The sequence below is a fragment of the Stenotrophomonas sp. genome, from assembly GCF_032103445.1.
Classification (GTDB): domain Bacteria; phylum Pseudomonadota; class Gammaproteobacteria; order Xanthomonadales; family Xanthomonadaceae; genus Stenotrophomonas.
The window spans coordinates 1-23,146 of the sequence record NZ_DAMDFR010000030.1; the positions used below are offsets into that span (position 1 = coordinate 1).

Annotated in this window: 18 protein-coding genes; 8 read left to right on the top strand and 10 right to left on the bottom strand. The window is 67.3% G+C overall.

Translation table 11 applies throughout. From position 1 onward, the window contains the following. Positions 1 to 396 precede the first annotated feature (396 nt). From RT551_RS12125 to RT551_RS12160, 8 genes are all read right to left on the bottom strand, one after another. On the bottom strand, positions 397 to 1,374 hold the full coding sequence (locus tag RT551_RS12125) for a zinc-binding dehydrogenase (protein WP_313458973.1): 978 nt from the start codon (positions 1,372 to 1,374) through the stop codon (positions 397 to 399). Positions 1,375 to 1,434: 60 nt separating this feature from the next. Then, positions 1,435 to 2,211, bottom strand: coding sequence for a hypothetical protein (locus RT551_RS12130; RefSeq protein ID WP_313458976.1), 777 nt, complete (start codon positions 2,209 to 2,211; stop codon positions 1,435 to 1,437). A gap of 165 nt (positions 2,212 to 2,376) precedes the next feature. After that, positions 2,377 to 4,029, bottom strand: a complete 1,653-nt coding sequence (locus RT551_RS12135) for an MFS transporter (protein WP_313458978.1) — start codon at positions 4,027 to 4,029, stop codon at positions 2,377 to 2,379. Continuing rightward, a complete protein-coding gene (locus RT551_RS12140) occupies positions 4,023 to 5,288 on the bottom strand; it encodes an alginate export family protein (protein WP_313458981.1) in 1,266 nt (421 codons plus the stop codon). The genes RT551_RS12135 and RT551_RS12140 overlap by 7 nt, the downstream gene beginning before the upstream one ends. Before the next feature lie 17 nt (positions 5,289 to 5,305). After that, positions 5,306 to 7,171, bottom strand: a complete 1,866-nt coding sequence (locus RT551_RS12145) for an amidohydrolase (protein WP_313459074.1) — start codon at positions 7,169 to 7,171, stop codon at positions 5,306 to 5,308. Positions 7,172 to 7,278: 107 nt separating this feature from the next. Next, a complete protein-coding gene (locus tag RT551_RS12150; RefSeq protein WP_311191515.1) occupies positions 7,279 to 7,701 on the bottom strand; it encodes a DoxX family protein in 423 nt (140 codons plus the stop codon). A 2-nt stretch (positions 7,702 to 7,703) separates the two neighbouring features. Continuing rightward, positions 7,704 to 8,360, bottom strand: a complete 657-nt coding sequence (locus RT551_RS12155; RefSeq protein ID WP_313458984.1) for a hydrolase — start codon at positions 8,358 to 8,360, stop codon at positions 7,704 to 7,706. 133 nt (positions 8,361 to 8,493) lie between these two features. Further along, positions 8,494 to 8,853 (bottom strand): hypothetical protein, encoded by a 360-nt coding sequence (locus RT551_RS12160; RefSeq protein ID WP_313458987.1) that lies wholly within the window; start codon positions 8,851 to 8,853, stop codon positions 8,494 to 8,496. A gap of 103 nt (positions 8,854 to 8,956) precedes the next feature. Between RT551_RS12160 and RT551_RS12165 the strand changes: the two genes are divergently transcribed. Beyond that, positions 8,957 to 11,944: a triple tyrosine motif-containing protein gene (locus RT551_RS12165; RefSeq protein ID WP_313458989.1), complete on the top strand. Its 2,988-nt coding sequence runs from the start codon at positions 8,957 to 8,959 to the stop codon at positions 11,942 to 11,944. Next, complete coding sequence (locus RT551_RS12170) at positions 11,941 to 12,615, top strand: response regulator transcription factor (protein ID WP_313458992.1); 675 nt, start codon at positions 11,941 to 11,943, stop codon at positions 12,613 to 12,615. The genes RT551_RS12165 and RT551_RS12170 overlap by 4 nt, the downstream gene beginning before the upstream one ends. A gap of 146 nt (positions 12,616 to 12,761) precedes the next feature. Here RT551_RS12170 and RT551_RS12175 read toward each other — a convergent pair whose 3' ends face one another. Next, on the bottom strand, positions 12,762 to 13,955 hold the full coding sequence (locus RT551_RS12175) for an MFS transporter (RefSeq protein ID WP_313458995.1): 1,194 nt from the start codon (positions 13,953 to 13,955) through the stop codon (positions 12,762 to 12,764). Between the two features lie 96 nt (positions 13,956 to 14,051). Between RT551_RS12175 and RT551_RS12180 the strand changes: the two genes are divergently transcribed. The 3 genes from RT551_RS12180 to RT551_RS12190 all read left to right on the top strand — a co-directional run bounded on the left by RT551_RS12180 (position 14,052) and on the right by RT551_RS12190 (position 17,347). Beyond that, on the top strand, positions 14,052 to 14,990 hold the full coding sequence (locus RT551_RS12180) for a LysR substrate-binding domain-containing protein (protein ID WP_313458997.1): 939 nt from the start codon (positions 14,052 to 14,054) through the stop codon (positions 14,988 to 14,990). A gap of 138 nt (positions 14,991 to 15,128) precedes the next feature. Next, positions 15,129 to 16,448: an Nramp family divalent metal transporter gene (locus RT551_RS12185; RefSeq protein WP_313458999.1), complete on the top strand. Its 1,320-nt coding sequence runs from the start codon at positions 15,129 to 15,131 to the stop codon at positions 16,446 to 16,448. A 56-nt stretch (positions 16,449 to 16,504) separates the two neighbouring features. Further along, complete coding sequence (locus RT551_RS12190; RefSeq protein ID WP_313459002.1) at positions 16,505 to 17,347, top strand: methyltransferase domain-containing protein; 843 nt, start codon at positions 16,505 to 16,507, stop codon at positions 17,345 to 17,347. Between the two features lie 140 nt (positions 17,348 to 17,487). Here the strand turns inward: RT551_RS12190 and RT551_RS12195 are convergent, their stop codons facing one another. Next, positions 17,488 to 18,312 (bottom strand): DMT family transporter, encoded by an 825-nt coding sequence (locus RT551_RS12195; RefSeq protein ID WP_313459005.1) that lies wholly within the window; start codon positions 18,310 to 18,312, stop codon positions 17,488 to 17,490. Positions 18,313 to 18,465: 153 nt separating this feature from the next. Here RT551_RS12195 and RT551_RS12200 point away from each other — a divergent pair, with 153 nt between their 5' ends. The 3 genes from RT551_RS12200 (at position 18,466) to RT551_RS12210 (ending at position 23,104) form a co-directional block, all read left to right on the top strand. Beyond that, complete coding sequence (locus RT551_RS12200) at positions 18,466 to 20,214, top strand: FAD-binding oxidoreductase (RefSeq protein ID WP_313459007.1); 1,749 nt, start codon at positions 18,466 to 18,468, stop codon at positions 20,212 to 20,214. A gap of 579 nt (positions 20,215 to 20,793) precedes the next feature. Next, positions 20,794 to 21,120 (top strand): hypothetical protein, encoded by a 327-nt coding sequence (locus RT551_RS12205; protein ID WP_313459010.1) that lies wholly within the window; start codon positions 20,794 to 20,796, stop codon positions 21,118 to 21,120. A 124-nt stretch (positions 21,121 to 21,244) separates the two neighbouring features. Further along, positions 21,245 to 23,104: a DUF885 domain-containing protein gene (locus RT551_RS12210; protein ID WP_313459012.1), complete on the top strand. Its 1,860-nt coding sequence runs from the start codon at positions 21,245 to 21,247 to the stop codon at positions 23,102 to 23,104. Positions 23,105 to 23,146: the final 42 nt, after the last annotated feature.

The following is a 23,146-nucleotide window of genomic DNA, read 5'->3' on the forward strand; positions in this document are numbered from 1 at the left end:
TGGCATTGGCGGCCTAGTTCCACTTTTGGCGACAGCTAGAAGTGGGGGGATTACCCCTACGCCGTGACCGATTCGGAGAACCGGCAGCTGTCCTCGGGAACCTGCATCGTGGGATTGGAGAAGTGCAGTAAGGCAATGATCGAGGCGGCACGCAGGGAATGCCGTAACCTTTGATGTCGGGTTCGGCGGCTGGGGCGTTGTTCCGGGGTCATGCGTTACCGGGCGTTGAAGGCTTCACTGCAGTCGTCTTGCGACCGATTCTACCCCTCTGGGGCCTACCACCTCCGGATTGACGCGGCCCGTGGATATTCCTGAATCGTAGAGCCACGCCCTGCGTGGCTGCGCGATCCGGGGTGGGTCGAAGCCACGCAGGGCGTGGCTCTACGTTAGGAAAAATTACGGGCGCAGCAGCACCTTGCCGTTACGACCGGGCTGCAGGCTGGCCTTTGCCGCTTGAGCCACCTGGTCCAGCCCGAACACCGCATCCACCGGCAGGCTCAATCCACCCTCGGCCGCCAACTTCAACAGCTCGCCCACCAACCGGCGCTTGTTCTCCGGAGCCATGTCCTGACTCACCTTGCTGCCCCAGAACCCCTTGATCGTGGCCTGCTTGAAGATCACATCGCCCGAACCGATCTGCATCGGCTCGCCGGTCATCGAGCCGAACGACACCAGGGTGCCTCCTTCGCCCAGCAGGCTGACCAGCTCACCGCTGGCCTTACCACCGACCGAGTCCACGGCAGCTGCTGCCCCGCCCTCGCCCAGCGCTGCTTTCACGTTGTCCAGCCAGTCAGCCTGCGCCGTGGAATAGGTATGCTCGATCCCCAGCGCCTGCATCTCAGCCACGCCATCATCGCGCCGCACCAGATTCAGACAATTCACCCCGCGCGCTCGTGCCAGCATTGCCAGCGCCTTGCCCACGGCACCATTGGCCGCGTTCTGCACGATCCACTGGCCGCGCTCGACCTGCAGGAACTCCAGCAGCATCAAGGCACTGAGAGGCATGGCAATCAACTGCGCCGCAGTCTCATCATCAATGCTGTCCGGCATGGGAATGACCATGCGAGCCGGAGCGATGAAGGCTTCGGCCCAACTCCCATGTACGGAGGCTGCGCTCACGCGTTGGCCAATTTGCAGGCCAGTGACGTCCTCGCCCAGCGCATCGATCACCCCAGTTCCCTCGCTGCCACCTACAGCAGGAAGCTCCGGCTTGTACCCATACTGTCCGCGCACAGTCCACAGGTCATGGTTATGGATCGGGGCGAGCACGGTGCGGATGCGCACCTCACCTGCGCCGGGCTCAGGCAGCGCGACCTCGCCTGCGTGCAGAACCTGGGTCGGGTCACCAAATGTGTCATGAAGTGCGGCGCGCATCAGCGGCTCCTTACGTAAGCAACGAGTCTTGGTATTGGGTTTCGTCTGTTCCAAGCGGAATCAGCGCCGATAACGATGCTCGGCCACCACCGCGACACGCGGCGCACGCCACGCACGTGCGCGCAGCAGCAGGGTCTGCACCAGCAGCAGCGCGGCGACCGCCAGCGACAGCACGGCCACGGTGTCGGCACCGGGCAAGCGCCAGCCGGACTGCTTCACATACACGCCCACCAGCGCCCAGATGACGGCGGCCGGATACGCGTAGTGCCCGCGCAGCAACAGGTTCATGCACCACGCCAGCAACGTGGCCAAGGCCAGCAGCACCAGGCTCCACGGCAGCATGTTGGCGGTATCCAGCCAGCCATAGGCGACGATCACCTGGGCGGTGTTGAGGAACGCGGCCATGCTCAGCCAGCCGGCGTGCAGCGCCAGCGGGTAAGCCGCGAATGCCCGCTGCCCGGCACTGGCGTTGAGCGGTGCGGCGCGCACGGCGGCGACGGCCATGCAGGCCAGCGCGGCCCAGATGATGGCCAGCGCTGGCAGGAACGCCTGCTGCGAGAACACCGGCATCCAGGCAGCGGTGAGAGCGAAGCCGACGGTGGCCCAGCCGCGCACGCGGGCGTTGAAGTCGGGGGTGCGGCGGCGCAGTTGGTAGAGGCCGAAGACTACGTCCAGGAGGAAGATCAGGCCCCATATGGAGAATGCGTAGCCGGCTGCGACCAGAAGTGTGGGGTAGCGGTCGGAGATGGCTCCGTTGGTGGGGCCGAACTGGCCGGTTTGGGAGAGCCATGCCACGACGGGCATGGTCAAGGCGGCCAGTAGTGCTATCCACCGCATTGGGGGTACTCCTGCAAAAAGACACCGCAGGATAGTGGTTGGGGGGTTAAGGCGGTGCCATGGTGATGGCGGCTTGCGTTTCGATGTTTCGCGAAAGGCAGCCGGGCAAGCCCGGCTCTACGGGTTCATGACGTTCGTAAACCTTGCGGTCGTGTCACCGTGGCGCTACCCGAGGTCGTGGTGGTGGTGATGGCCCATGTGCTTCAACACGCCTTCCCCGCCCACGAAATGTCGCACCACCGGCGCATGTTCGCCCCGGTGCAGTTCGCGGATGCGCTCCTGATACACGCGGTCCTCCGCGGTCACCCGCTCATGCTGGCGCAGGTGCTCCACCCAGGAACTGGTCACGAAATACTCCAAGTGAATACCCGGCGTGGCCACATCCTCCGCCACACCCCACACCACCGCGCCATCGCGCCGACGAATCCGACCCAGTTCCCCAATCAACCCATGGAACGCCGCCCGATCCGCGGCATCAATCCGGTACTCCACCGTCACCAGCACCGGGCCGCGATCATGCGACACCGGCTGCGCCAGTTCCGGCGCAGGCCAGGTGCCGGCCGGGCGCAGGTCCAGGGTTTCGGTGCCGGCGATGCGTACGCGCCACACCAGCAGACCCGCCACAACCGCGCCAATAGCCGCAATGGTCAGCGCCAGCGGAATGGAACTGCGTTGGGCCACGCTGCCCCAGCTCAGGCCGCCGGCGGCCATGCCGAGCGAGAACACCATGATGTAGAGCGACAGCGCGCGCGCCCGCACCCACGGCGGCACGGCGGTCTGCGCGGCGATCTGCAGTGAAGACAGCACGGTGATCCAGGCGAAGCCATTCACCAGCATCGCCAACGGCAGCAGCACGGTGCTGCGCACCCAGGCCAGCCCCAACAGGCTCACCGCCAGCGCCAGCGTGGCCAGCAGCACCAGCAGGTCGCGGTCCAGCTTGGCGCGCAGAATCGGCAGCAGCAGCGCGCCGGCTACGGCACCCACGCCGATGCAGCCCAGCAGGAATCCATACAGTCCTGCCCCACCCTGCAGTTCGCCACGGACCACCAGCGGCAGCAGCGCGGTGGCCGCACTGGCAAAGAAGAAGAAGCCAGCCGACTTGATCAGCACCGCCTGCAGGCGGCCGGCGCGCAAGGCGTAGCGCAGGCCGGCGCGCAAACCGGCACCAAACCCTTCCGGCGGCAACGCAGACGCTTCCGGTGCACGCTTCCAGCCCCACAGCACCCATAGCATCAGGCTGAAACTCAGCGCATTGGCACCAAACGCCCACGCCGGGCCCAGCTGCGCCACGATCAAGCCGCCGATGGCTGGTCCCAGCGAACGGGCGATGTTGATGCCAATGGAGTTCAGCGCAACCGCCGAGGCCAGCATCGGCCGCGGCACCAGCTCGGACACCACCGCTGCCTGTGCCGGCATGGCCATCGCCGCGCCACAGCCCATGGCAAAGGTCAGCACCACCAGCAGCGGCGGCGTCAGCAGGCCCAACCCGCTGCTCACGGCCAGCGTGCCCGCCACCAGCAGCATCCAGCCCTGCGTGAGCAGCAGGTAGCGGCGGCGGTCAACGATATCGGCCAGAGTGCCGGCGACCAGCGCCAGCAGCACCACCGGCACGGTGGTGGCGGACTGCACCAGCGCCACCATCAGCGGCGAACCGGTGCGCTCGGCCATCACCCAGGCAGCGGCGACGTCGTTGATCCAGGTGCCGACATTGCTGCCCAGAATGGCCAGCCACATGGCGCGGAACAGCCTCACCTTCAGCGGCGACCATGCGCCTTCCGCGGGAGCAGCGTCAGCCGCTGCGTGTTGTTTCTCTACCATTGCCATGCTCCTACTACCGAGGCAAACAGGGTGTTGCGGCCACCACTCTGGCGCAGCCCGGGGCCGGCCTCGAACCAGGCCAACTGGCCCTGCCATTGCCAGTGCGGGCTGGCCTTCCAGGTGGTTTCCCACTTGAACTGCTGGCCGATGCGCCGCGCGGCGCCGGCACTGCCGGGTATCGCACTCAGGGGTGTGGGGGTGGTGTAAATGGCGTCGTTGCGCCGGTGCTTCCAGGCCAGCTGCCAGCCGAACTCGGTGGTCAGGCCCGGGCGCGGGGTCAGGGTGAGCGTGGGCTGCACGTCCATCAGGTTGGCCGGTGCCAGCAGGCTGGCCTCGCTGAAGTACGCCGCCTTCGGGTACAGCGCGTTGAAGGTCTGCAGGCGGCCATCACTGGGGTTCGCATCGCCACTGGCGATATCGGCCTTGATCCCCAGCCGGGGCTGCAGGCGCACCTCCGGGAAGCGCAGCCCGATGTCGCTGGCCACGGTCCACGCACGGATATCCAGCGAGCCCTGCGGGCGGGACAGCGTGCCGTCCTGCAGCACAAGTTCCACATTGGCATCCCAGCGCGGCTGGCGTGCGAATAACCGGGTGCCCAACGTGGTGCGCCGCTCATCGCCGCTGGCACTGGCAAAGCGCGCACCGTCGCGGCCGTAGCCGAGCAGGTACAGATCCACGCCATTGCGGGCAGAGGCACCGCGCCGCGTGGCATACGATCCCACCAGATACTGCCCTTCATCGCTGCGGTCATCGAACGCACCTGGCCGGTTGTCGACCGGGCGCAGCGCCAGCGCATCCACCTGCCAGCGCGCGTGCTGCCAGCGCCCGCGCACGCCATCAAAGGCCAGACGGATGTTGGGGCCGTCGCGCACCGACAGAATGCGCGAGCTTCCATACGGAATCTCCTGCCGGCCAATCTGCACGCCGAACGCCTCACCCTGCCAGCGCACATAGCCCTGCTGCAGGTCCAGCGCGCCCTGGTCGGTACCGCCCGGCCCGCCGGCACGGCCTTGTTCGCCATGCACACCGAACTGCGCGTAGCCCTGCCACTCACCGTGCGTCACCTGCACCGAGCCCAGCGCGCGCAGCAGTCCGTAGCCGTCTTCCACTCCCCCCTGCACGCCGAAGCGCGTGGGGTCGTAGTACATCCCGCGCAGGCGCAGTGAAGCATCCCACTGCACGCGCGTGCCGTTGGCCAGCATCGTGCACTGGCCGCCCGCCGCGTCGGCGCAATCCTGGGTGAACGCGGGCGCCGTCACTGCTGCCAGCGCCAGGCTTAGAACGCGAAGCACGAACAACCCAGCGCGCCCCAGAACGCATTTGGTTCTGATGTGGGCACCGCATGCGCGGCGGCATGGCTGTGCGTGTGCGTGCGGCAACCGCCTGCACCATGCGCATGCATATGCGCATGCGCGGCAACCAGCCCGGTTGCTGCGCCACCGACGTGGTAGCCACCGAAGCGGTTCACCGGTGACCAGTCCGGCATCGCTGGTGGCAGCACCGGAGCCAGCGGACCAAACTCGCCGTCGCCATGCACCACCTGCCCGCCCAGCACGGTCAACACACTGGTGATATCGGCAATGGCGGCATCGTCCACCGCGAAGTAATCCGACGACAGCACGCAGAAGTCGGCCAACTGCCCAACGCCCAGCGTGCCCTTGCGGCCTTCGTCACCCGAGAACCAGGCACTGCCCTGGGTCCACAGCCGCAGCGCCTCTTCGCGTTCCAGCAGGTTCTCTTCGCCATACAGCGACAGACCACCGACGGTGCGCCCGGTCACCAGCCAGGACAGCGCCACCCACGGGTTGTAACTGGCCACACGGGTGGCATCGGTACCGGCACCCACGGGCACGCCGGCCTGCAACATGCGCCGCACCGGCGGAGTGTGGCGGGCGGCGTCGGCCCCGTAACGCTGCACGAAGGCCTCGCCCTGATAAGCCATGCGGTGCTGGATCGCCAGACCGCCGCCCAGCGCGCGGATGCGCTCGATGTTGCGCGGGGTAATCGTTTCGGCGTGGTCGATGAACCAGTGCAGGCCGTCGAACGGCACCTCGCGATTCACCTGCTCGTACACATCCAGAATGCGGGTGATGCTTTCGTCATAGGTGGCATGGATGCGGAACGGCCAGCGCTTTTCCACCAGCAGCCGCACCACGTCGTGCAGCTCCGGCTCCAGGCCGGGCGGCAGTTCGGGACGCGGCTCGTTGAACAGCTCGAAGTCCGCCGCCGAGAACACCAGCATTTCACCGGCACCGTTGTGGCGCAGCAGGTCATCGCCCTGCCTCGGCTGCAGAAGTTCGCTCCAGCGCTGGAAGTCCTGCACCTCGCCGCCCTTGTTCTGGGTGAACAGGTTGTAGGCGATACGCACGCTGAGCTGGTTGTCGCGGTGCAGCTGTTCGATGACCTGGTAGTCCTCGGGGTAGTTCTGGAAACCACCGCCGGCGTCGATCACCGAGGTGATGCCGAGGCGGTTCAGCTCGCGCATGAAGTGACGCGTGGAATTGGCCTGGTACTCGATCGGCAGACGCGGGCCTTTGGCCAGGGTGGCGTACAGAATCAGCGCGTTCGGCTTGGCGAGCAACAGTCCGGTGGGGTTGCCGGCAGTGTCGCGCACGATCTGCCCGCCCGGCGGATCCGGGGTGTTGCGGTCGTAGCCACAGGCGCGCAGCGCCGCGCCGTTGAGCAGCGCGCGGTCGTACAGATGCAGCAGGAACACCGGTGTGTCCGGAGCCAGTGCATTGAGTTCGGCCAGGGTGGGCAGGCGCTTCTCGGTGAACTGCTCGGCGGTAAAGCCACCGACCACACGCACCCATTGCGGAGCGGGCGTCACGTCGACCTGCGCCTTGAGCATGGCCATGGCGTCAGCCAGCGAACGCAGCCCGTCCCAGCGCAGTTCCAGGTTGTAGTTCAGCCCGCCGCGGATCAGGTGGGTGTGGCTGTCATTCAAGCCGGGCACCAGGCGGCGGCCGCCGGCGTCGATCACCCGGCCCGCCTCAAGGCCGGCGCGGGACAGCGCGCCGCGCACCTGCCCCTCCTCGCCGACGGCAGACACGCGTCCGTCGTGCACGGCCAATGCGTCGGCCTGCGGCGTGGTGGGGTCCAGGGTGGTGATGCGGGCATTGCGGATCAGCAGGGTGCTCACGGAATTCTCCGAAGATTGGGCGAACGCACGACCGGTCATGCCCAGCGCCAGTGCGGCACCGGCTCCCAGCAGCAGATCGCGACGGCTCGGCATGACGGGGTCATGGCTCATGTCAGGGCTCCCTCGCCAAACGCGTGAAGCGACCAGGCACCGGGCCCGGCCAGGGCGATCGCCAGCAGCGCCAGCGACCAGAACAGGGGGTATTCCATGCCGCCGTGCATCCAGAACCAGCCCTTGGGCCGGGCCAGCACGGCGGTGGACAACAGAAACAGCGCCGCCACAACGGCGGTAATGCGGGTCTGCCAGCCCAGCAGCACGGCCACGCCGCAGCTCACCTGCAGCAGCGCCAGCAACAACGGCAGCGGCGAAACCGCCGGCAGGCCATAACCGCGCAGCTCGTCGGCGAACCCGGTCAACCCGGGTCCACCAAACCAGCCGAACAACTTGCCCAGCGCATGCGGCAGCAGGAAGCCGCCGGCGGCCACACGCAGCAGCAACAGCGCTGCGTCCAACCCGGCGGCCGTGCTCATGCTCAGTGCCCGCCTTCCTGCGCGCCGAACATGGTCTTGGCGTACTGGATGCCGATGCCGTAGCCGCCGGCATGGTCGCGAGCGATGCCGGTAGTCAGGCCGTAGGTTTCGGCACGGCCCCAGTCACGCTGCAGTTCCAGCAGGTACTGCACCGAGGTCACCGGCACCGCGCCGGCCTGCACCATGCGGGTCACCGCGCGCTCATGGGCTTCATCGGTGACATCGCCGCAGGCGTCGGTGATCACGTACACCTCGAAGCCCTGCTCCAGGGCCGACAGTGCCGGCCCCACGATGCACACGCTGGTCCACAACCCACCGAGCACGATGCGCGTGCGGCCGATGCGGTTCACTTCATCGATCACCGCCGCGTCTTCCCAGCAGTTCATGGTGGTGCGGTCGAAGGCCTTCTGGCCCGGGAAGATCTGGGTCAGTTCCGGGAACAGCGGGCCCGAGAACGAGGCCTCGGCCACCGTGGTCAGCAGCACCGGCACCTGGAAGCCGGCGGCCCCCTTGCCGATCAGCGCCACGTTGTTACGCAGCGTGGCGATGTCGATCGAATGGGTGGCGAAGGCCATCTGCGACTGGTGGTCGATCAGGATCAGCGCGTGGTTGGTCGGCGACAGCAGGGTGCTGCCGGGAACGGCGGTGGCGGTGGTCATGGGAAGTCCTTGGAAGTGCGGCGAGGGAATCACGCGGCGGGCGCTACACCCGGTGAACGCACCGCGTGATGCATGGCGGACATCGTCGCCTTGATGGGTGCGGCACCCTACCCTCGTTCGGCGGTGGAGCCGGCTACTCTTTCGGGGGAGTGCGTGCGCGTCGACGCGTTGAACCCCATTGCCGAACGCGTCGCCCAAAGCGGCCGCCATCCAGTGAATACGCGCCGGGGCCCAGCAGCAGCAACGCCAGCGCCACGGCAATCCAGGGCCACTGCATGGCGGGCCCGGCTCCCAGCAGCACACCCGCCAGCACCGCCGCCATCGGCGTCAGCCAGCCCAGCAGCAGCAACCCGATCACCACCGCCAACGCGGTGCTGCGCAGCGTCCACGGGGCATTCCACTGCAGCAGCAGCGGCACGCACAGGCCCACGCGCAGCAGCACCAGGCCCACGCCCGGGGCACGGTCGGGGAACATCACGAAGAGTCGTTGCACCGCCGCGCTCCATTCGGGTCCGCTATCGATAGCGCACCGCTGCCCGCAGCGCCTGCCCCGAAAGGGTAGTCAGCGCCTGCCCCCTGCCTGACACAATGGCGGCATGTCGCCCCGCGCTCCGTTCCGTCTGCTGATCTGGCTGGCCTGCCTGTGCCTGTTGCCAGCGCTGGCCGGTGCCCAGGGATTGAACGCGTTCCAGCACACTGCATGGGTGGTCGGCCAGGGCGCACCCGGTGACATCTGGGACATGGTCGAAACCCCGCAGAGCGGTCTGCTGCTGGCCACCGGCTCGGGGCTGTACCGCTTCGATGGCCGCCAGTTCACCCGCCAGGACGCACCGGACGGCGCGCGCTTCCCGTCTTCCAACATGACCACGCTGCGCCGCGATGACGACGGCACACTGTGGATCGCCTATTACAACGCCGGCATCAGCCAGTTGACGCGCGATGGAACGCTGCGCCATTACCAGGCCGCCGAAGGTCTTCCACCGGGCCTGGTGCCGAAGCTGGAACGCGATGCCAGCGGTCGTCTGTGGGCGGCTGCCGATGGTGGTCTGCGCTGGTTCGACGGCACGCGCTGGCAGGCACCGACCGCCGCCATGGGCATTGGCGATGTACCCGCGCACTGGGCGCTGCGCGACCGCATGGGCACGCTGTGGTTGCTGGCCGGTGGCCAGCTGTGGCGGTTGCCGGCGCACGCCACCCGCTTCGAACCGCTGCCCCTGCCGGTATCCCGATTGTCCGTGCTCGCCCTGCGTGCCGATGGGCAGCTCTGGCTGGGTGACCGCCAGCACGGGGTGATGCCGGTGGCGGACCGGAATGGCTTGTTGCCGGAAGCGCAGCGGCGCGCCGGCGCACTGCCGGAGCTGCGCGCCGCGCGCCTGCGCTTTGCCAGCGATGGCAGCCTGTGGGGCAGCTTCATTGCCAATGGCGGTGTGTTCCGGGTCAGCTTTGAGCGCGGCCAATCGCCGCGCGTGGAGCGCTTCGATGCCGCGCAGGGGCTGACCTCGACAACGGCTTCCCCACTGCTGGAAGACCGCGAACGAAATCTCTGGGTGGGCACCAACCTGGGCCTGAACCGCTTCCGCGAACACGACGTGCGTGCCCTGCCCCTGCCCGGTCCGGCCGATCCGCTGCGCACGCTGTATCGCGCGCAGGACGACAGCCTGTACGGGTATGGCGAGGACCTGCAACCGCTGGCGCTGCAGCGCGACCTGCTGGTCACTCCGATGAGCGCGTGGCGTCAGGCCGCCACACGCACCTCCCAGCCACTCTGGCTGCTGGGTTCGGACTTCGTCCGCCTGCGTCATGCGGGTGCGAACGCGGACCTGCACCCGGGCACTGCCTCCGCACGCGACCTGCGCGCGATGGTGGCACTGAGCGCGGATGAGGCGTGGTTCTGCTACGGAGCCGACCGCATCGTGCACTACCGGCAGGGCCAATGGCTGACCGATGCACGCTTGCCCGCGAGGGCCTGCTCCAGCCTGTCCAGCGGTCCTCAGCAACAGCTGTTGATGGGCTTCCCGGATGGCCATCTGCGGGTACTCGAAAACGGAACCTGGCGGCACTACGGTGCGGCGCAGGGTCTGGAGGTGGGTCCGATCTCCGCCATCGCGATGATCGGCACGCGGCTATGGGTGGCCGGCGAGAACGGTCTCGCCCTGCTCGGGCCCGACGGTTACTTCTACACCGCACGCACCGCAACGCCCGGCCTGTTCGAAGGCATTACCGGCATCGTCGAGGACCGCAACGGGCAGTACTGGCTCAATGGTGCGCGCGGGCTGGTGCGGATCGAGGGTGACACCCTCGTTGCCGCCACGCTGGAGGGCCGTGCGGTGGACCCGCGTCTGTTCGATACCGTGGATGGCATGCCCGGCATTGCCGCGCAGTCCTCGCCGGTGCCGAGTGCGGTGCTGGCCCCGGACGGGCTGCTGTGGCTGGCCACCAACCAGGGGCTGGCCTGGCTGGACACCCTGCACGCCGCGCCGCGAACGCCTGCCCCGCAGCCGCGCATCAGCCAGGTGTCGTGGACCAACCAGCAGCGCCCGCTGCGCGATGGCGACGTACTGCCGGCCGGCACCACCCAGCTGCAGATCGATTACACCGCCGTGTCGCTCACCCGACCCGAGCGCACCCGTTACCGCTATCGCCTGCTGGGTTTGGACGAGCAATGGCAGGAAGCCGGCACGCTGACCCGCGCCTTGTTCACCAACCTGCCGCCGGGGCCGTATCGTTTCGAGGTGATGGCGGCCAACCAGGACAGCGTATGGAGTGAGCATCCCGCGCAGCGCGCCTTCCGCATTGCGCCGATGTGGTACCAGACCGTGTGGTTCAAGGCACTATGCGTGCTGCTGGTGCTGGCTGCCATCGTGCTGGCGGTGCGCCTGCGCAGCCGCCGCCTGACCCAGCTGGTGCGTGCACGTCTGAAGGAACGCCACGCCGAGCGCGAACGCATCGCCCGCGAACTGCACGACACCCTGCTGCAGGGCACGCAGGGGCTGATTCTGCGCCTGCACGCGGTGAGCCATTCCCAACATGCACACCCGGCCGTGCGCGAGGCACTGGAGGCGGCGATGCAGCAGGCCGAACAGGTCCTCGCCGAGGGCCGCGAGCGGGTCAGCCTGCTGCGCGACGGTTCCACCGGCGACCAGGACCTGGGTGCGGCGCTGGTGCAGGTGTATGGCGAGCGCGCGGAAGGCACGGACAGCCCAGCGCTGCGACTGAATGTCGAAGGCACGCCACGCAGCCTGCGCCAGGACGTTGCCGAGGAGGTCTACCTGATCGGCCGCGAGGCGCTGCTCAATGCCCTGCAGCACGCCCGCGCCGATGCCGTCGAGATTGAGCTGGCCTACACCCGGCGCGGCCTGCGTCTGCACATCCGCGATGACGGCGACGGCCTGCCCGATACACTGCCCGAAGGCCGCTGGGGGCTGGTGGGCATGCGCGAGCGTGCCGAGCGCCTGGGCGCGCGCCTGCGCCTGTGGTCGCGCGCCGGTGCCGGCACCGAGATGGAACTGTTCCTGCCCCGCGACCGCATCTACCTGCCACGCCGTCCATGGCGCTGGCGCACCGCTTCTGGAGACACTGCATGACCGGTTCTTCCCCCTACGCCACCGACTCGATCGGCATTCTGGTGGTGGATGACCACCCGCTGCTGCGCGACGGTCTGGCCGCCCTGCTCGGGCTGCAGCCGGACATGCGCCTGCTGGCCGAGGCCAGCGACGGCGAAGAGGCGGTGTCGCAGTATCTGGCCCTGCGCCCCGACGTGGTGCTGATGGACCTGCAGCTGCCGCGCGTGGACGGCGTGGAAGCCATCACCCGCATCCGCCACCACGACCCGCGCGCCCGCATCATCGTGTTGACCACCTATCGCGGCGACGTGCGTGCGGTGAAGGCGCTGCAGGCCGGGGCCAGTGGCTACCTGCTCAAGGACATGCTGCGGCATGAACTGGTGGACACCATCCGCACCGTGCACAGCGGCCGCCGCGCCGGTGTGCCGGCAGCGTTGGCCGCCAGCATTGCCGCGCATGTGGTGGAAGACAGCCTGTCACCGCGTGAGACCGAAGTGCTCGGTCATGTGGCGGCCGGTCGCTCGAACAAGGCCATCGGCGAGCAGATGCGCATTTCCGAGCAGACCGTGAAAGCGCACATGAAGAACATCATGGAAAAGCTGGGCGCGCGGGATAGGACCCACGCGGTGACGCTGGCGTTGAAGCGCGGGATCATCAGTCTGGATGATGCCGGCGGTGACGGCGACGCCTGATCGACGCATCGCGTGGGCCGGCCAACGGCCGGCGCTACCGGACAACTTTCCGCGTGCGACCATCTCGTAGAGCCGGGCTTGCCCGGCTGCTCTTCGCGTGGACAATCACCGCAGCCGGGCAAGCCCGGCTCTACGGTCATGCATGCTCAACGCAACCGCTGCAACAAACTCGCCACCGCCGCCACCACGGCCAACCCGGCCACCCCCATCCACCCCCACTGCGCCAACGCCACCGCGCCCAACGCCCCACCACTGGCCATGCCCAGAAACACACCCGTAAACAACAGCGCATTCAACCGACTACGCGCCTCCGGTGCCAACCCATAAACCAGGGTCTGGTGCGAAACCAGCGCCGACTGGAACCCGAAATCAAACACCACCGCGCTCACCGCCAGCAGCGGCAGAATCGCCACACTCGGCAGCAGCGGGTCAAGCAACAACAACCCAAACCCACCCAGCGCGATCAGAATCGCAATCCGCGCCACCGCATGGCTGCCGAGCTTGTCCGCCCAGCGCCCCGCCAGCGGCGCCGCCAACGCACCGGCCGCACCGGCAATACCAAACGTACCTGCCACCGCACTGCCCAATCCATAGCGGGTATGCAGCATCACCGCCAGGGTCGACCAGAACGCACTGAAGCCCACCGCCAGCAAGCCCTGCGCATACACCGCACGACGCAGCTGCGGCTGGCCCTTCCACAGGCCATACAGCGAGCGCAGCAACGCCGGGTACGCCAGCTTCGTGGTCGGTGCCATATGCGGCAGCTCACGTGCCAGCGCCAATGCCATCAGCACCACCGAGCCCGCCGCCAGCCCGAACATCGCGCGCCAGCCCAGCCACTCGGCAACCAGCCCACTGGCCACCCGCGACAACAGAATGCCCAGCAGCAGGCCGGTCATCACCTTGCCCACCACCGCCCCGCGGTGCGCCTCCGGGGCCAGCACGGCGGCGGCCGGCACCACGTCCTGCGCCACGGTCGCCATCAGCCCGACCAGCAGGCTGGCCAGCAGCAGCGTCGACAGGTTGCCGGACACCGCCGCGAAGGTCAGTGCCGCCGCCAACACCAGCGACTTCACCAGAATCAGGCGCCGCCGATCGAAGCGGTCGCCCAGCGGGGCCAGCAGCAGAATGCCGAGTGCATAGCCCAGCTGGGTCAGCGTCGGCACCATGCCGGTGGCCTGCTCGCTGCTGCCCAGCCCGCCGCTGATGACGCCCAGCATCGGTTGGCTGTAGTAGATGGACGCGACCGAAAAGCCGGCCCCGGCTGCCAGCGAGACAATCAGCCGGGTCGGTAGACCGTGCGCGGGGCGTACCGCCGCGTTGATATGCGTTGTGGACATGAGCCACTCCTGGGGGAGGAAGATGGCGGCTAGGATCCGCTTCATTCTCCGGGCCGTGTAGTAGGCTTGGGTACATATCCGTCATACGAAGGTTGTATGAGCACCCCTGCCAGCGCCGCCGGCGCGGACCGGATCGACCTGCTGCGCACCTTCGTGCGCATCGTCGACACCGGCAGCCTGTCGGCCGCCGCCGCCCAGCTCGGCACCACCCAGCCCACCATCAGCCGCCGCCTGCAGGCGCTGGAGCGGCTGTTCGGGCTGCACCTGCTGCAGCGCTCCACCCATCAGATGATGCTCACCGAGGACGGCCAACGCTGCTATGCGCATGCGCGCAGCCTGGTCGAGGAATGGGATGCCATCCAGGCCGACCTGCGCGGCGAGGCCGATGAGCCCCAGGGTCGCCTGCGCGTGGTGGTGCCGCATGCGTTCGGCCAGGCCCAGCTGCTGGAGCCGATGCTGCAGTTCCTGGCCCGCTACCCCAAGGTGTCGGTGGAATGGATGCTGGACGACGAGCCGCCGAACTTCATTGCCGACGCGATTGATTGTGCGATCCGGGTCGGGCCGGTAACCGAGCCGCAGCTGGTGGCGGTGCATCTGGCTGACGTGCCGCGCATCGTGATTGCGGCCCCGTCTGTGGTGGGCGATGGCGATCCGGCGGATCCGGACCGGTTGCCGACCCTGCCGTGGATCGCGCTGACCAAGTACTACCGCGAACACCTCACCCTGCTTCCGGCCGACCAAGGCCCTGCGCTGCGGGTGGACATCCAGCCGCGGCTGCTCACCGGCAATCTGTTCGTGGCCCGGCAGGCCGCGGTGGCCGGCCTGGGCGCGGCGGTGGTGTCGTCGTGGCTGGTGGAGGCAGATCTGCGCGAAGGAAGGCTGGTGCAACTGGTGCCCGGCTGGGAAGCACCTGCACTGCCGGTGTACCTGGTGTTCCCCTCCAGCCGACAGATGCCCAGCCGGCTGCGGGCGTTTGTGGACGCGATGAAGCAGCAGTTGCCGGCCACCCATGGCATGCGCCGCGTGCATCGATAACAAACAACCCCACAACCCGTGCCGCCCGCACCGGCAACAAACAACCGAACAACCCGTAGAGCCACGCCCTGCGTGGCTGCGCTCTTGGCGACACAATTTGCACAACCTACATAACATAGCCCCTGCTATATTCGGGCCATGAACCCACCCCCACCCCCCTCAGCCACCTCCCCCAGCCTCGGCGAAATGAACGCCAGCGTCGCCGTGCCCCAGGGCGGCCACTGGTGGTTCCGCCTGCTCGCCTTCCTCGGCCCGGGCTACATGGTCTCGGTGGGTTACATGGACCCGGGCAACTGGGCCACCGACATCGCCGGCGGCGCGCAGTTCGGCTACCTGCTGCTGTCGGTCATCCTGGTCTCCAACCTGATGGCCATCGTGCTGCAGGGGCTGTCCGCCCGCCTCGGCATCGCCACCGGGCGCGATCTCGCCCAGGCCTGCCGCGACCACTTCAGCAAGCCGGTCAATCTGTGCCTGTGGCTGTTGTGCGAAGTGGCGATCATCGCCTGCGATCTGGCCGAGGTGATCGGCACCGCCATCGCGCTGAAGCTGCTGTTCGGCATTCCGCTGGTGGTCGGCGCGATCATTACCGCCATCGACGTGGTCCTGGTGCTGTGGCTTATGCATCGCGGCTTCCGTGCACTGGAGGCTTTCGTCATCGCCCTGCTGCTGGTGATCTTCGGCTGCTTCGCGGTACAGATCGTGCTCGCCGCCCCGCCCGTGCACGACGTGCTGGCCGGCTTCATTCCGCGCGCCGAGGTGGTCACCAACCCGCACGCCTTGTACCTGGCCATCGGCATCATCGGGGCCACCGTGATGCCGCATAACCTCTACCTGCATTCGTCCATCGTGCAGACCCGCGCCTACCAGCGCACCGACACCGGCCGCCGTGCCGCATTGCGCTGGGCGGTGACCGACAGCACGCTGGCGCTGATGCTGGCGTTGTTCATCAACGCCTCGATCCTGATCCTGGCTGCGGCCGTGTTCCATGCCAACGGGCGGACCGATGTGCAGGAGATCGAGCAGGCCTACGAGCTGCTGGCCCCCATGCTGGGTGTAGGACTGGCCTCCACCTTGTTCGCGGTGGCGCTGCTGGCTTCCGGCATCAATTCCACCGTGACCGCCACCTTGGCCGGGCAGATCGTGATGGAGGGTTTCCTCCGCCTGCGCATGGCACCGTGGATGCGGCGGCTGCTGACGCGCGGAATTGCCATCGTGCCGGTAGTGGCGGTGACCGCGCTGTATGGCGAGCAAGGCACGGCCAAACTGCTGGTGCTCAGTCAGGTGGTGCTGTCGATGCAGCTTCCGTTCGCGGTGATACCGCTGGTGATGTTCGTCGGCAACAAGGCCAAGATGGGCGCGCTGGTGGCCCCGCGCTGGCTGTTGACGCTGGCGTGGCTGATTGCCGGGGTGATTGTGGTGTTGAATGTGAAGCTGCTGGTGGAATGGATGGGCGCTTGACCTCGACCATGGTTCAGGCCGTAACGTGGCCGCCAACCCCCAACCGGATCACGCGCATGGCCAACACCCCCACCCAGGCTGACCTCTGGAACGGCCCCGCTGGCCATGCCTGGGTCACCGCGCAACGCATCCTCGATGAAATGTTCATCGGCTTCGCCACGCACCTGGCGCAGACCGTGCCATTGAACGCCAACTGGCGGGTACTGGACGTCGGCTGCGGCACCGGGGACACCACCCTCACCCTCGCGCGACGTCTCGGCCCCGGCGGCCACGCCACCGGCATAGACCTCTCCGCCCCGATGATCGAAGTCGCACGCCAGCGCGCTGCCGACGCCGGGCTGCCGGTGGACTTCATCGCCACCGATGCCGGCCAGCCCCCACTGCCCCCCGGTTCCATCGACCACGTCGTGTCGCGCTTCGGGGTGATGTTCTTCGACAACCCGGTGCAGGCGTTCACCCGCCTTCGCGACACCACCCGGCAAGGCGGCACACTGCACGCCGTGGTCTGGCGTAGCGCCGCCGACAATCCGTTCATGACCACCGCAGAGCGGGCAGCCGCCCCGTTGCTGCCGTTGCCGCCGCGCGTACCGGACGGTCCCGGGCAGTTTGCGTTCGCGGACGCGGACAAGGTGCGGGGCATTCTGGAGTCGGCGGGTTGGAGCGAGGTGGCGATCACGCCGCTGGACGTGCCGTGTGAGATTGCGCGCACCGACCTGCGCACCTATATCTCACTGCTGGGGCCGGTAGGCACCGCGCTGCGCAGCAAAACGCTGGACGCAGCAGAACGCGAGCGCATCCTGGACACCCTGGAAGCCGCCTTCGCGCCCTTCATACTCAGCGACCGCGTGCGCTTCACCGCCGCCTGCTGGGTTCTACAGGGCATCAACTTACACGCGTAGAGCCACGCCCTGCGTGGCTGCCCTCCGCTCCGACGTGCGGACACCTGAGCCGCGCTGCCCGCGTGTACCACGCAGGGCGTGGTACCTACGGGTGAATTTCAGTGCACAGGGAGATTGCGCCGTTCGCCGCGGCGAAAACATCACGCCACCCGCAACACCACCGCTCCCGCCACAATCAACCCGGCCGCCACCCACCGCCGCCGGGTCACCCGCTCGCGCAGCAACCACGCCGAGATCAACACCCCAAACAGAATTGAGGTCTCGCGCAGCGCAGACACCATCGCCACCGGAGCCAGCGTCATCGCCCACAGCGCCAGTCCATACGACACCAGCGTCCCAACACCCCCAACTACCCCATAGCCCCAGTTGTCGCGCGCATACACACGCAGTTGCCTGGCCCGCGTACACAGCGCCCACACCGGCAACGGCAAGCCCGACAACAGGAACAGCCACAGGGTATAAGCCGGCGCAGACCCGGACAAGCGCGCTCCGGTGGCATCCACCAGCGTGTACGTGGCAATCACCATCGCGTTGATCAACGGCAGCGCCAGATGCCGACGCTGCACCCCGTGGGTCATGCTCAGAATCCCCAGGCACACCAGCCCGATACCGCCCCAGGCCAACGCAGGCAAGCATTCACCCAGCCACTGCGCACCCACCACCGCCACCAGCAGCGGGGCCAACCCACGCATCACCGGGTAGGACGCACTCATGTCGGTGACCCGATACGTCCGCGCCACCAGCACGTAGTAGCCCGCCTGCAGCACCGTGGAGGCCGCCAGCCAGGGCCAGCTGCGCGGATCCAGCGCCGGAACGAACGGCAGCAACGCCGCCGAGATCACAGCCGCCGACCCGGTCACCAGCAGGGTGGTCAGCAGCGTGTCGCTGCCGCGCTTGACGATGGCGTTCCAGCTGGCATGCAGCAGGCCGGCGAACACCACGATGCAGAACAGGAAGGGAGACATTGCCCCGGATTGTAACGACCCACCATCACCGACCCACCACCGTAGAGCCGGGCTTGCCCGGCTGAACCACCGACCCACCGCACGGACGCGCCATGCGCGTCCACAGGACCGCCCGGCATGCGATGCTGATCCCCTCTCAGCCGGAGCAGCGCCATGGATCGTCGCGATTGTCTGAAAGCAGGCCTGGGCCTGTCCCTGTTGCCCCTCTCCAACGCGATGGCGTCCAACGCCCTCCCCGCCCGCGCCACGGTGCGCCCAGGCGATGCAAGCTGGCCCAGCCAGGCCCAATGGGATGCTCTCTCCGAACAAGTCGGCGGCCAGCTCTCCACCCCGATCTCCCCCTTCCTCGCCGACGAAGCCACCCGCGCCGAAGCATTGGCGCAGATCAAAAACCCCTTCTACATCGGCGACCAGCCAGCGCTCACCCAGACCAGCGGCTACCACGGCGCGTGGCTGTCGCAACCCAGCGCACGCGTGGTCGCCGCACGCAACAGCGCCGACGTCGTCGCTGCGGTGAACTTCGCCCGCGAACACCGGCTGCGGCTGGTAGTGAAAGGCGGCGGCCACAGCTACCACGGCACCTCCAGCGCCCCTGACTCCCTGTTGATCTGGACCCGGGCGATGAAGCAGGTGGACCTGCACGAAGCGTTCCTACCGGCAGGTGCACCCGGTGGGACTGCCGCGCTACCGGCGGTCAGCCTCGGCGTAGGCGCGATGTGGATCCACGCCTACGATGCGGTCACCACCCGGGCCGGGCGCTACGTGCAGGGCGGCGGCTGCACTACCGTCGGGGTAACGGGGCTGGTCACAGGCGGCGGCTTCGGCAGTTTCTCCAAGGCGCACGGCACCGCTGCGGTCAGTCTGCTCGAGGCCGAGCTAGTCACCGCCGACGGCCAACTCCGCGTGGTAAACGCTCACCAGGACCCGGATCTGTTCTGGGCCTTGAAAGGTGGCTGCGGCGGCAGCTTCGGCGTGGTCACCCGCATCACCCTGCGCACCCACGCGCTGCCCGACTTCTTCGGCGGTGTCTCGCTGAAGGTGCAGGCCGCCGACGAGGCCAGCTGGCAGGCACTGGTGGCGCACAGCCTGCGCTTCTATCGCGATGCGCTGTGCAATCCGCATTGGGGCGAGCAATTGCGGTTCGATGATGAGCGCTGCCTCCAGGTGTCGATGGTGTTCCAGGGCATCAACGAGCGCGAGGCCAAGGAAGCCTGGGCTCCGTTCATGGCGTGGCTGGGTGAGAACGCTGCGTATTCCATTGTTGAGCCACTGCAGGTGTCTGCCCTGCCCGCCGAGCACATGTGGGACGCGGCGTTCTTCCGCAAGTACGCGCCGCAGTTCATCGCCCGCGATACCCGTGCCGGCTCACCGCCGATCCATATGCTGTGGAAAGGCGATCAGGGTCAGGTGGGGTGGTACCTGCATGGCTACGCGTCGGCGTGGATGCCGTCGAAGCTGCTGGACGATGCAGAGCGTGATTCGGCGGCCAAGGCGATTTGTGCTGCGGCCGCGCACATGCCGGTGGAACTGCACTGCAACAAGGGGCTGTTCGGCGCACCCAAGGAGGCGTTGGATGCAACACGAAACACCGCGATGCATCCGGCGGTGCTGGATGCGTTTGCGTTGGCGTTGATTGGCAATGCCGGTGATCCAGCTTATGCCGGCAGTGGTGGTGTGGTGAATGAGAAGAGGGCCGAACGCGGAGCTCAGCGGGTGCAGGCGTCGTATGAGGCGTTACGCGCTGTTTTGCCTGCTGCGCCAACCTACGTGTCGGAGTGCGATTTCTTCCAGCGCGATTGGCAGCAGGCGTTCTGGGGGCCCAATTATCCGAGGCTGCTGAAGGCGAAGCGGCGCTATGACCCGGATGGCCTGTTCGTCATCCATCATGGAGTGGGCACGTAGAGCCACGCCCTGCGTGGCTGCTCTTCGTTCCGCGGTCATGAACCCCTGACACGCGGCTTCGTTGATTGCTAAACGTCGGATAGGCGCAGGCCTGGGGATTCGGATGTCTTCGGATGCTTGTGCCGCGCTTTGCGCGGGTACCACGCAGGGCGTGGTACCTACGGAATTGTTACGTGCGCAGGACGATCGCGCTGTTCGCCGGGGTGTTGCCCGGCGACGCACATTTCGCGTACAGCCGTCCATCCAACAACCGCGTTTCTTCAATTGATTTCTTCCATTCTGGAACAGGCTTCCCGGTTCTGGTAAGCCAGACGCGACAGCACCCTTGTCGCGCAGGGTTCTCCGCAAAACACGTCGCTTTTGCCTGTTTCAATGCGATTGCAGAAGGCGCACTGTCTGCGTCGGGTTTAGTAGCCCTTCCACAAGCCATAATGTTCGCGCATCCCGAGTCGGGAGGGTGGTTAATACAACACCCTTTTTTGGGGAATACGCCACACCGTGTGCTTGTGGACGGCTACTTACCTCCCGACCCCTCTCGTCGCAACGGCGAGAGGTCTTCCAGAACAATGGAGACTGTGTATGCGCAACAACGATGTTGATAACGATGACACCACACCCAAGGCCGAACGCTGCAAGTGCTGCAACAGCGTGCTGCGCCCGCCGCACCTTCCGCACAAGCCCGCGCCGTTCCTGCTGCTGCATGGGGCATGGATGACCCATGTGGGCATCACGGTGGGCTCGCGTGTTCGGGTTGAAGGTGGGCCGGGCCAGATCAAGGTCACCCTGGTGGGGCCGCCGCGACGCGTTCGTTCGGTGATTCCGGATGGACCTACCGGTGAGGTGCGCCACGTGCATTACGTGGACGTGCATGCGGATCCCATTCCGCCCATGCCGTCTGCGGCGTAACGCAGGATAGAACGGACGTGTCCGACCGGCCGGCGGACACACCGTTGTGAAACACCCAGCGTGTCAACGTTTCACCCCACCATGCGGTACGCTGCAAACCACCTGCCCGCTCGGAACGCCGCCCGTGAAGCCACGTCCGTCCGCCCTCGCCTTATGCCTTGCCCTGTGCACCGCCCTGCCGCCCGCCGTCGCCCTGGCCCAGGCCGAACCCGCGGCCGCCACCGCCGCCGAAGAGGCCAGCGCCTACAACACTCTGCTGGACGCGCAGACCATGGCGGCGATCAACGCCGACCCGGAGCTGCGCACCCTGCTGGGGCTCAATGGCGGACCAGCAGGTGACACCTCCGACCAGCTCACCGACGTGTCGCTGGAACGGCGCGCGATCAACCGGCAGATGCTGGCCGACAATCTGGCCGCGCTGAAGGCCTGGAAAGGCCCGCCGCTGGATGCGCAGCAGCAGCTCAGCGACGGCCTGGCGCGCTGGTTCTATCAATCACAGATCGACCTGATGGCGGTGCCGTGGAGCGCGGCATGGCTGCCGGTGGGCGGCAGCACCTATGCCATCGACCAGTTGTTCAGCCTGCCGGTGAACCTGCCGCAGTTCTTCGACAACCAGCACGCGGTTACCGATCTTACCAGCGCGGAGCATTACATCGCCCGCTTGAACGCACTCGGCCCGAAGCTGGACCAGGTGCTGGCCAACGCCGACCTGCAGGCCGAACACGGCGTGGTGCCCCCGGAAGTCGCACTGGAGGGCGCGGCGAGCCAGTTCCGCACGCTGCTGGAACCGACCCCCAAGGACAGCCTGTGGGTGACCTCGTTCCGGCGCAAGCTTGAAAAGGTACCCACGATCAAGCCGGCGGAACGCGCCGCGCTGGTGGCGCAGGCCATCGCCGCCGTAAGCACGTCGGTGAACCCCGGCTACCAGCGCCTGCTTGAGCGCAGCGAAGCGCTGTTGGCCACCCACCCGGGCAACACCGGCATGTGGTCGCGCCCGCAGGGCGATGCCTACTACGACGCCGCGCTGCGCTGGTACACCAGCACCGATCTGGGAGCCGATGCCATCCATCAGATCGGCTTGAATGAAGTGGCCCGCCTGGAAACGGCGATGGACGAACGGCTGCGCCAGCTGGGCCTGGAAGACGGCAGCGTGGCCGAACGCGTGCAGCAGCTGGCTGCCGACCCGCGCTACACCTATGCCGACAGCGATGCCGGCCGCGCTGAAGTGCTGGCCGACATCGAAAAGCGCCTGCGTGCGCTGGACCCGATCCTGCCGGACTATTTCGGCCTGCTGCCGTCACAGAAGCTGTTGGTGCAGCCGGTGCCAGCGCACATGCAGGCCACCTCGCCCGGAGGGTACTACTATCCGCCGGCGATGGACGGTTCACGCCCGGGCACGTTCTTCATCAACCTGGGGGATATGAAGGCCAACACGCGCTGGAGCGTGCCCACCCTCACCTATCACGAAGGCGCGCCGGGGCATCACTTCCAGATCGCCATCGGGCAGACGTTGGAGCACCTGCCGATGCTGCGTCGCAGCTTGAATCCCAGCGCCTTCAGTGAAGGCTGGGCGTTGTATGCGGAACAGCTGATGGCCGAGGCTGGCGTCTACAAGGACGACCCGGCAGGTGACCTGGGGCGCCTGCAGGCGGAGATGTTCCGCTCGGTGCGGCTGGTGCTGGACACCGGTCTGCACCGCAAGCGCTGGACACGGGATAAGGCCATTGCCTACATGCAGGAGAAGACCGGCATGACCGAGTCCGAGGTGACTGTCGAGGTGAACCGCTATCTGGTCCAACCCGGGCAGGCGTCGTCGTACAAGATGGGGCACCTGCGCCTGTTGGAACTGCGTGAGCAGGCGAAACAGCAACTGGGCGAGCGCTTTGACATCCGCCGGTTCCATGACCTGGTTCTGGGCAATGGGGCGATGCCGATGACGGTGGTGACCCAGGCGGTGGACGCATGGGTGGCAGACCAACCGTAGAGCCACGCCCTGCGTGGCTGCACGGCGCGCGTCCGTGTTCAG

Bases quoted from the DNA above. Each gene is read 5' to 3' on its own strand.
- RT551_RS12175 (WP_313458995.1), bottom strand. From the start codon at position 13,955: ATGTCCACAACGCATATCAACGCGGCGGTACGCCCCGCGCACGGTCTA.
- RT551_RS12125 (WP_313458973.1), bottom strand. From the start codon at position 1,374: ATGCGCGCCGCACTTCATGACACATTTGGTGACCCGACCCAGGTTCTG.
- RT551_RS12205 (WP_313459010.1), top strand. From the start codon at position 20,794: ATGCGCAACAACGATGTTGATAACGATGACACCACACCCAAGGCCGAA.
- RT551_RS12170 (WP_313458992.1), top strand. From the start codon at position 11,941: ATGACCGGTTCTTCCCCCTACGCCACCGACTCGATCGGCATTCTGGTG.
- RT551_RS12185 (WP_313458999.1), top strand. From the start codon at position 15,129: ATGAACCCACCCCCACCCCCCTCAGCCACCTCCCCCAGCCTCGGCGAA.
- RT551_RS12190 (WP_313459002.1), top strand. From the start codon at position 16,505: ATGGCCAACACCCCCACCCAGGCTGACCTCTGGAACGGCCCCGCTGGC.
- RT551_RS12180 (WP_313458997.1), top strand. From the start codon at position 14,052: ATGAGCACCCCTGCCAGCGCCGCCGGCGCGGACCGGATCGACCTGCTG.
- RT551_RS12165 (WP_313458989.1), top strand. From the start codon at position 8,957: ATGTCGCCCCGCGCTCCGTTCCGTCTGCTGATCTGGCTGGCCTGCCTG.
- RT551_RS12155 (WP_313458984.1), bottom strand. From the start codon at position 8,360: ATGACCACCGCCACCGCCGTTCCCGGCAGCACCCTGCTGTCGCCGACC.
- RT551_RS12195 (WP_313459005.1), bottom strand. From the start codon at position 18,312: ATGTCTCCCTTCCTGTTCTGCATCGTGGTGTTCGCCGGCCTGCTGCAT.
- RT551_RS12135 (WP_313458978.1), bottom strand. From the start codon at position 4,029: ATGGTAGAGAAACAACACGCAGCGGCTGACGCTGCTCCCGCGGAAGGC.
- RT551_RS12200 (WP_313459007.1), top strand. From the start codon at position 18,466: ATGGATCGTCGCGATTGTCTGAAAGCAGGCCTGGGCCTGTCCCTGTTG.
- RT551_RS12130 (WP_313458976.1), bottom strand. From the start codon at position 2,211: ATGCGGTGGATAGCACTACTGGCCGCCTTGACCATGCCCGTCGTGGCA.
- RT551_RS12150 (WP_311191515.1), bottom strand. From the start codon at position 7,701: ATGAGCACGGCCGCCGGGTTGGACGCAGCGCTGTTGCTGCTGCGTGTG.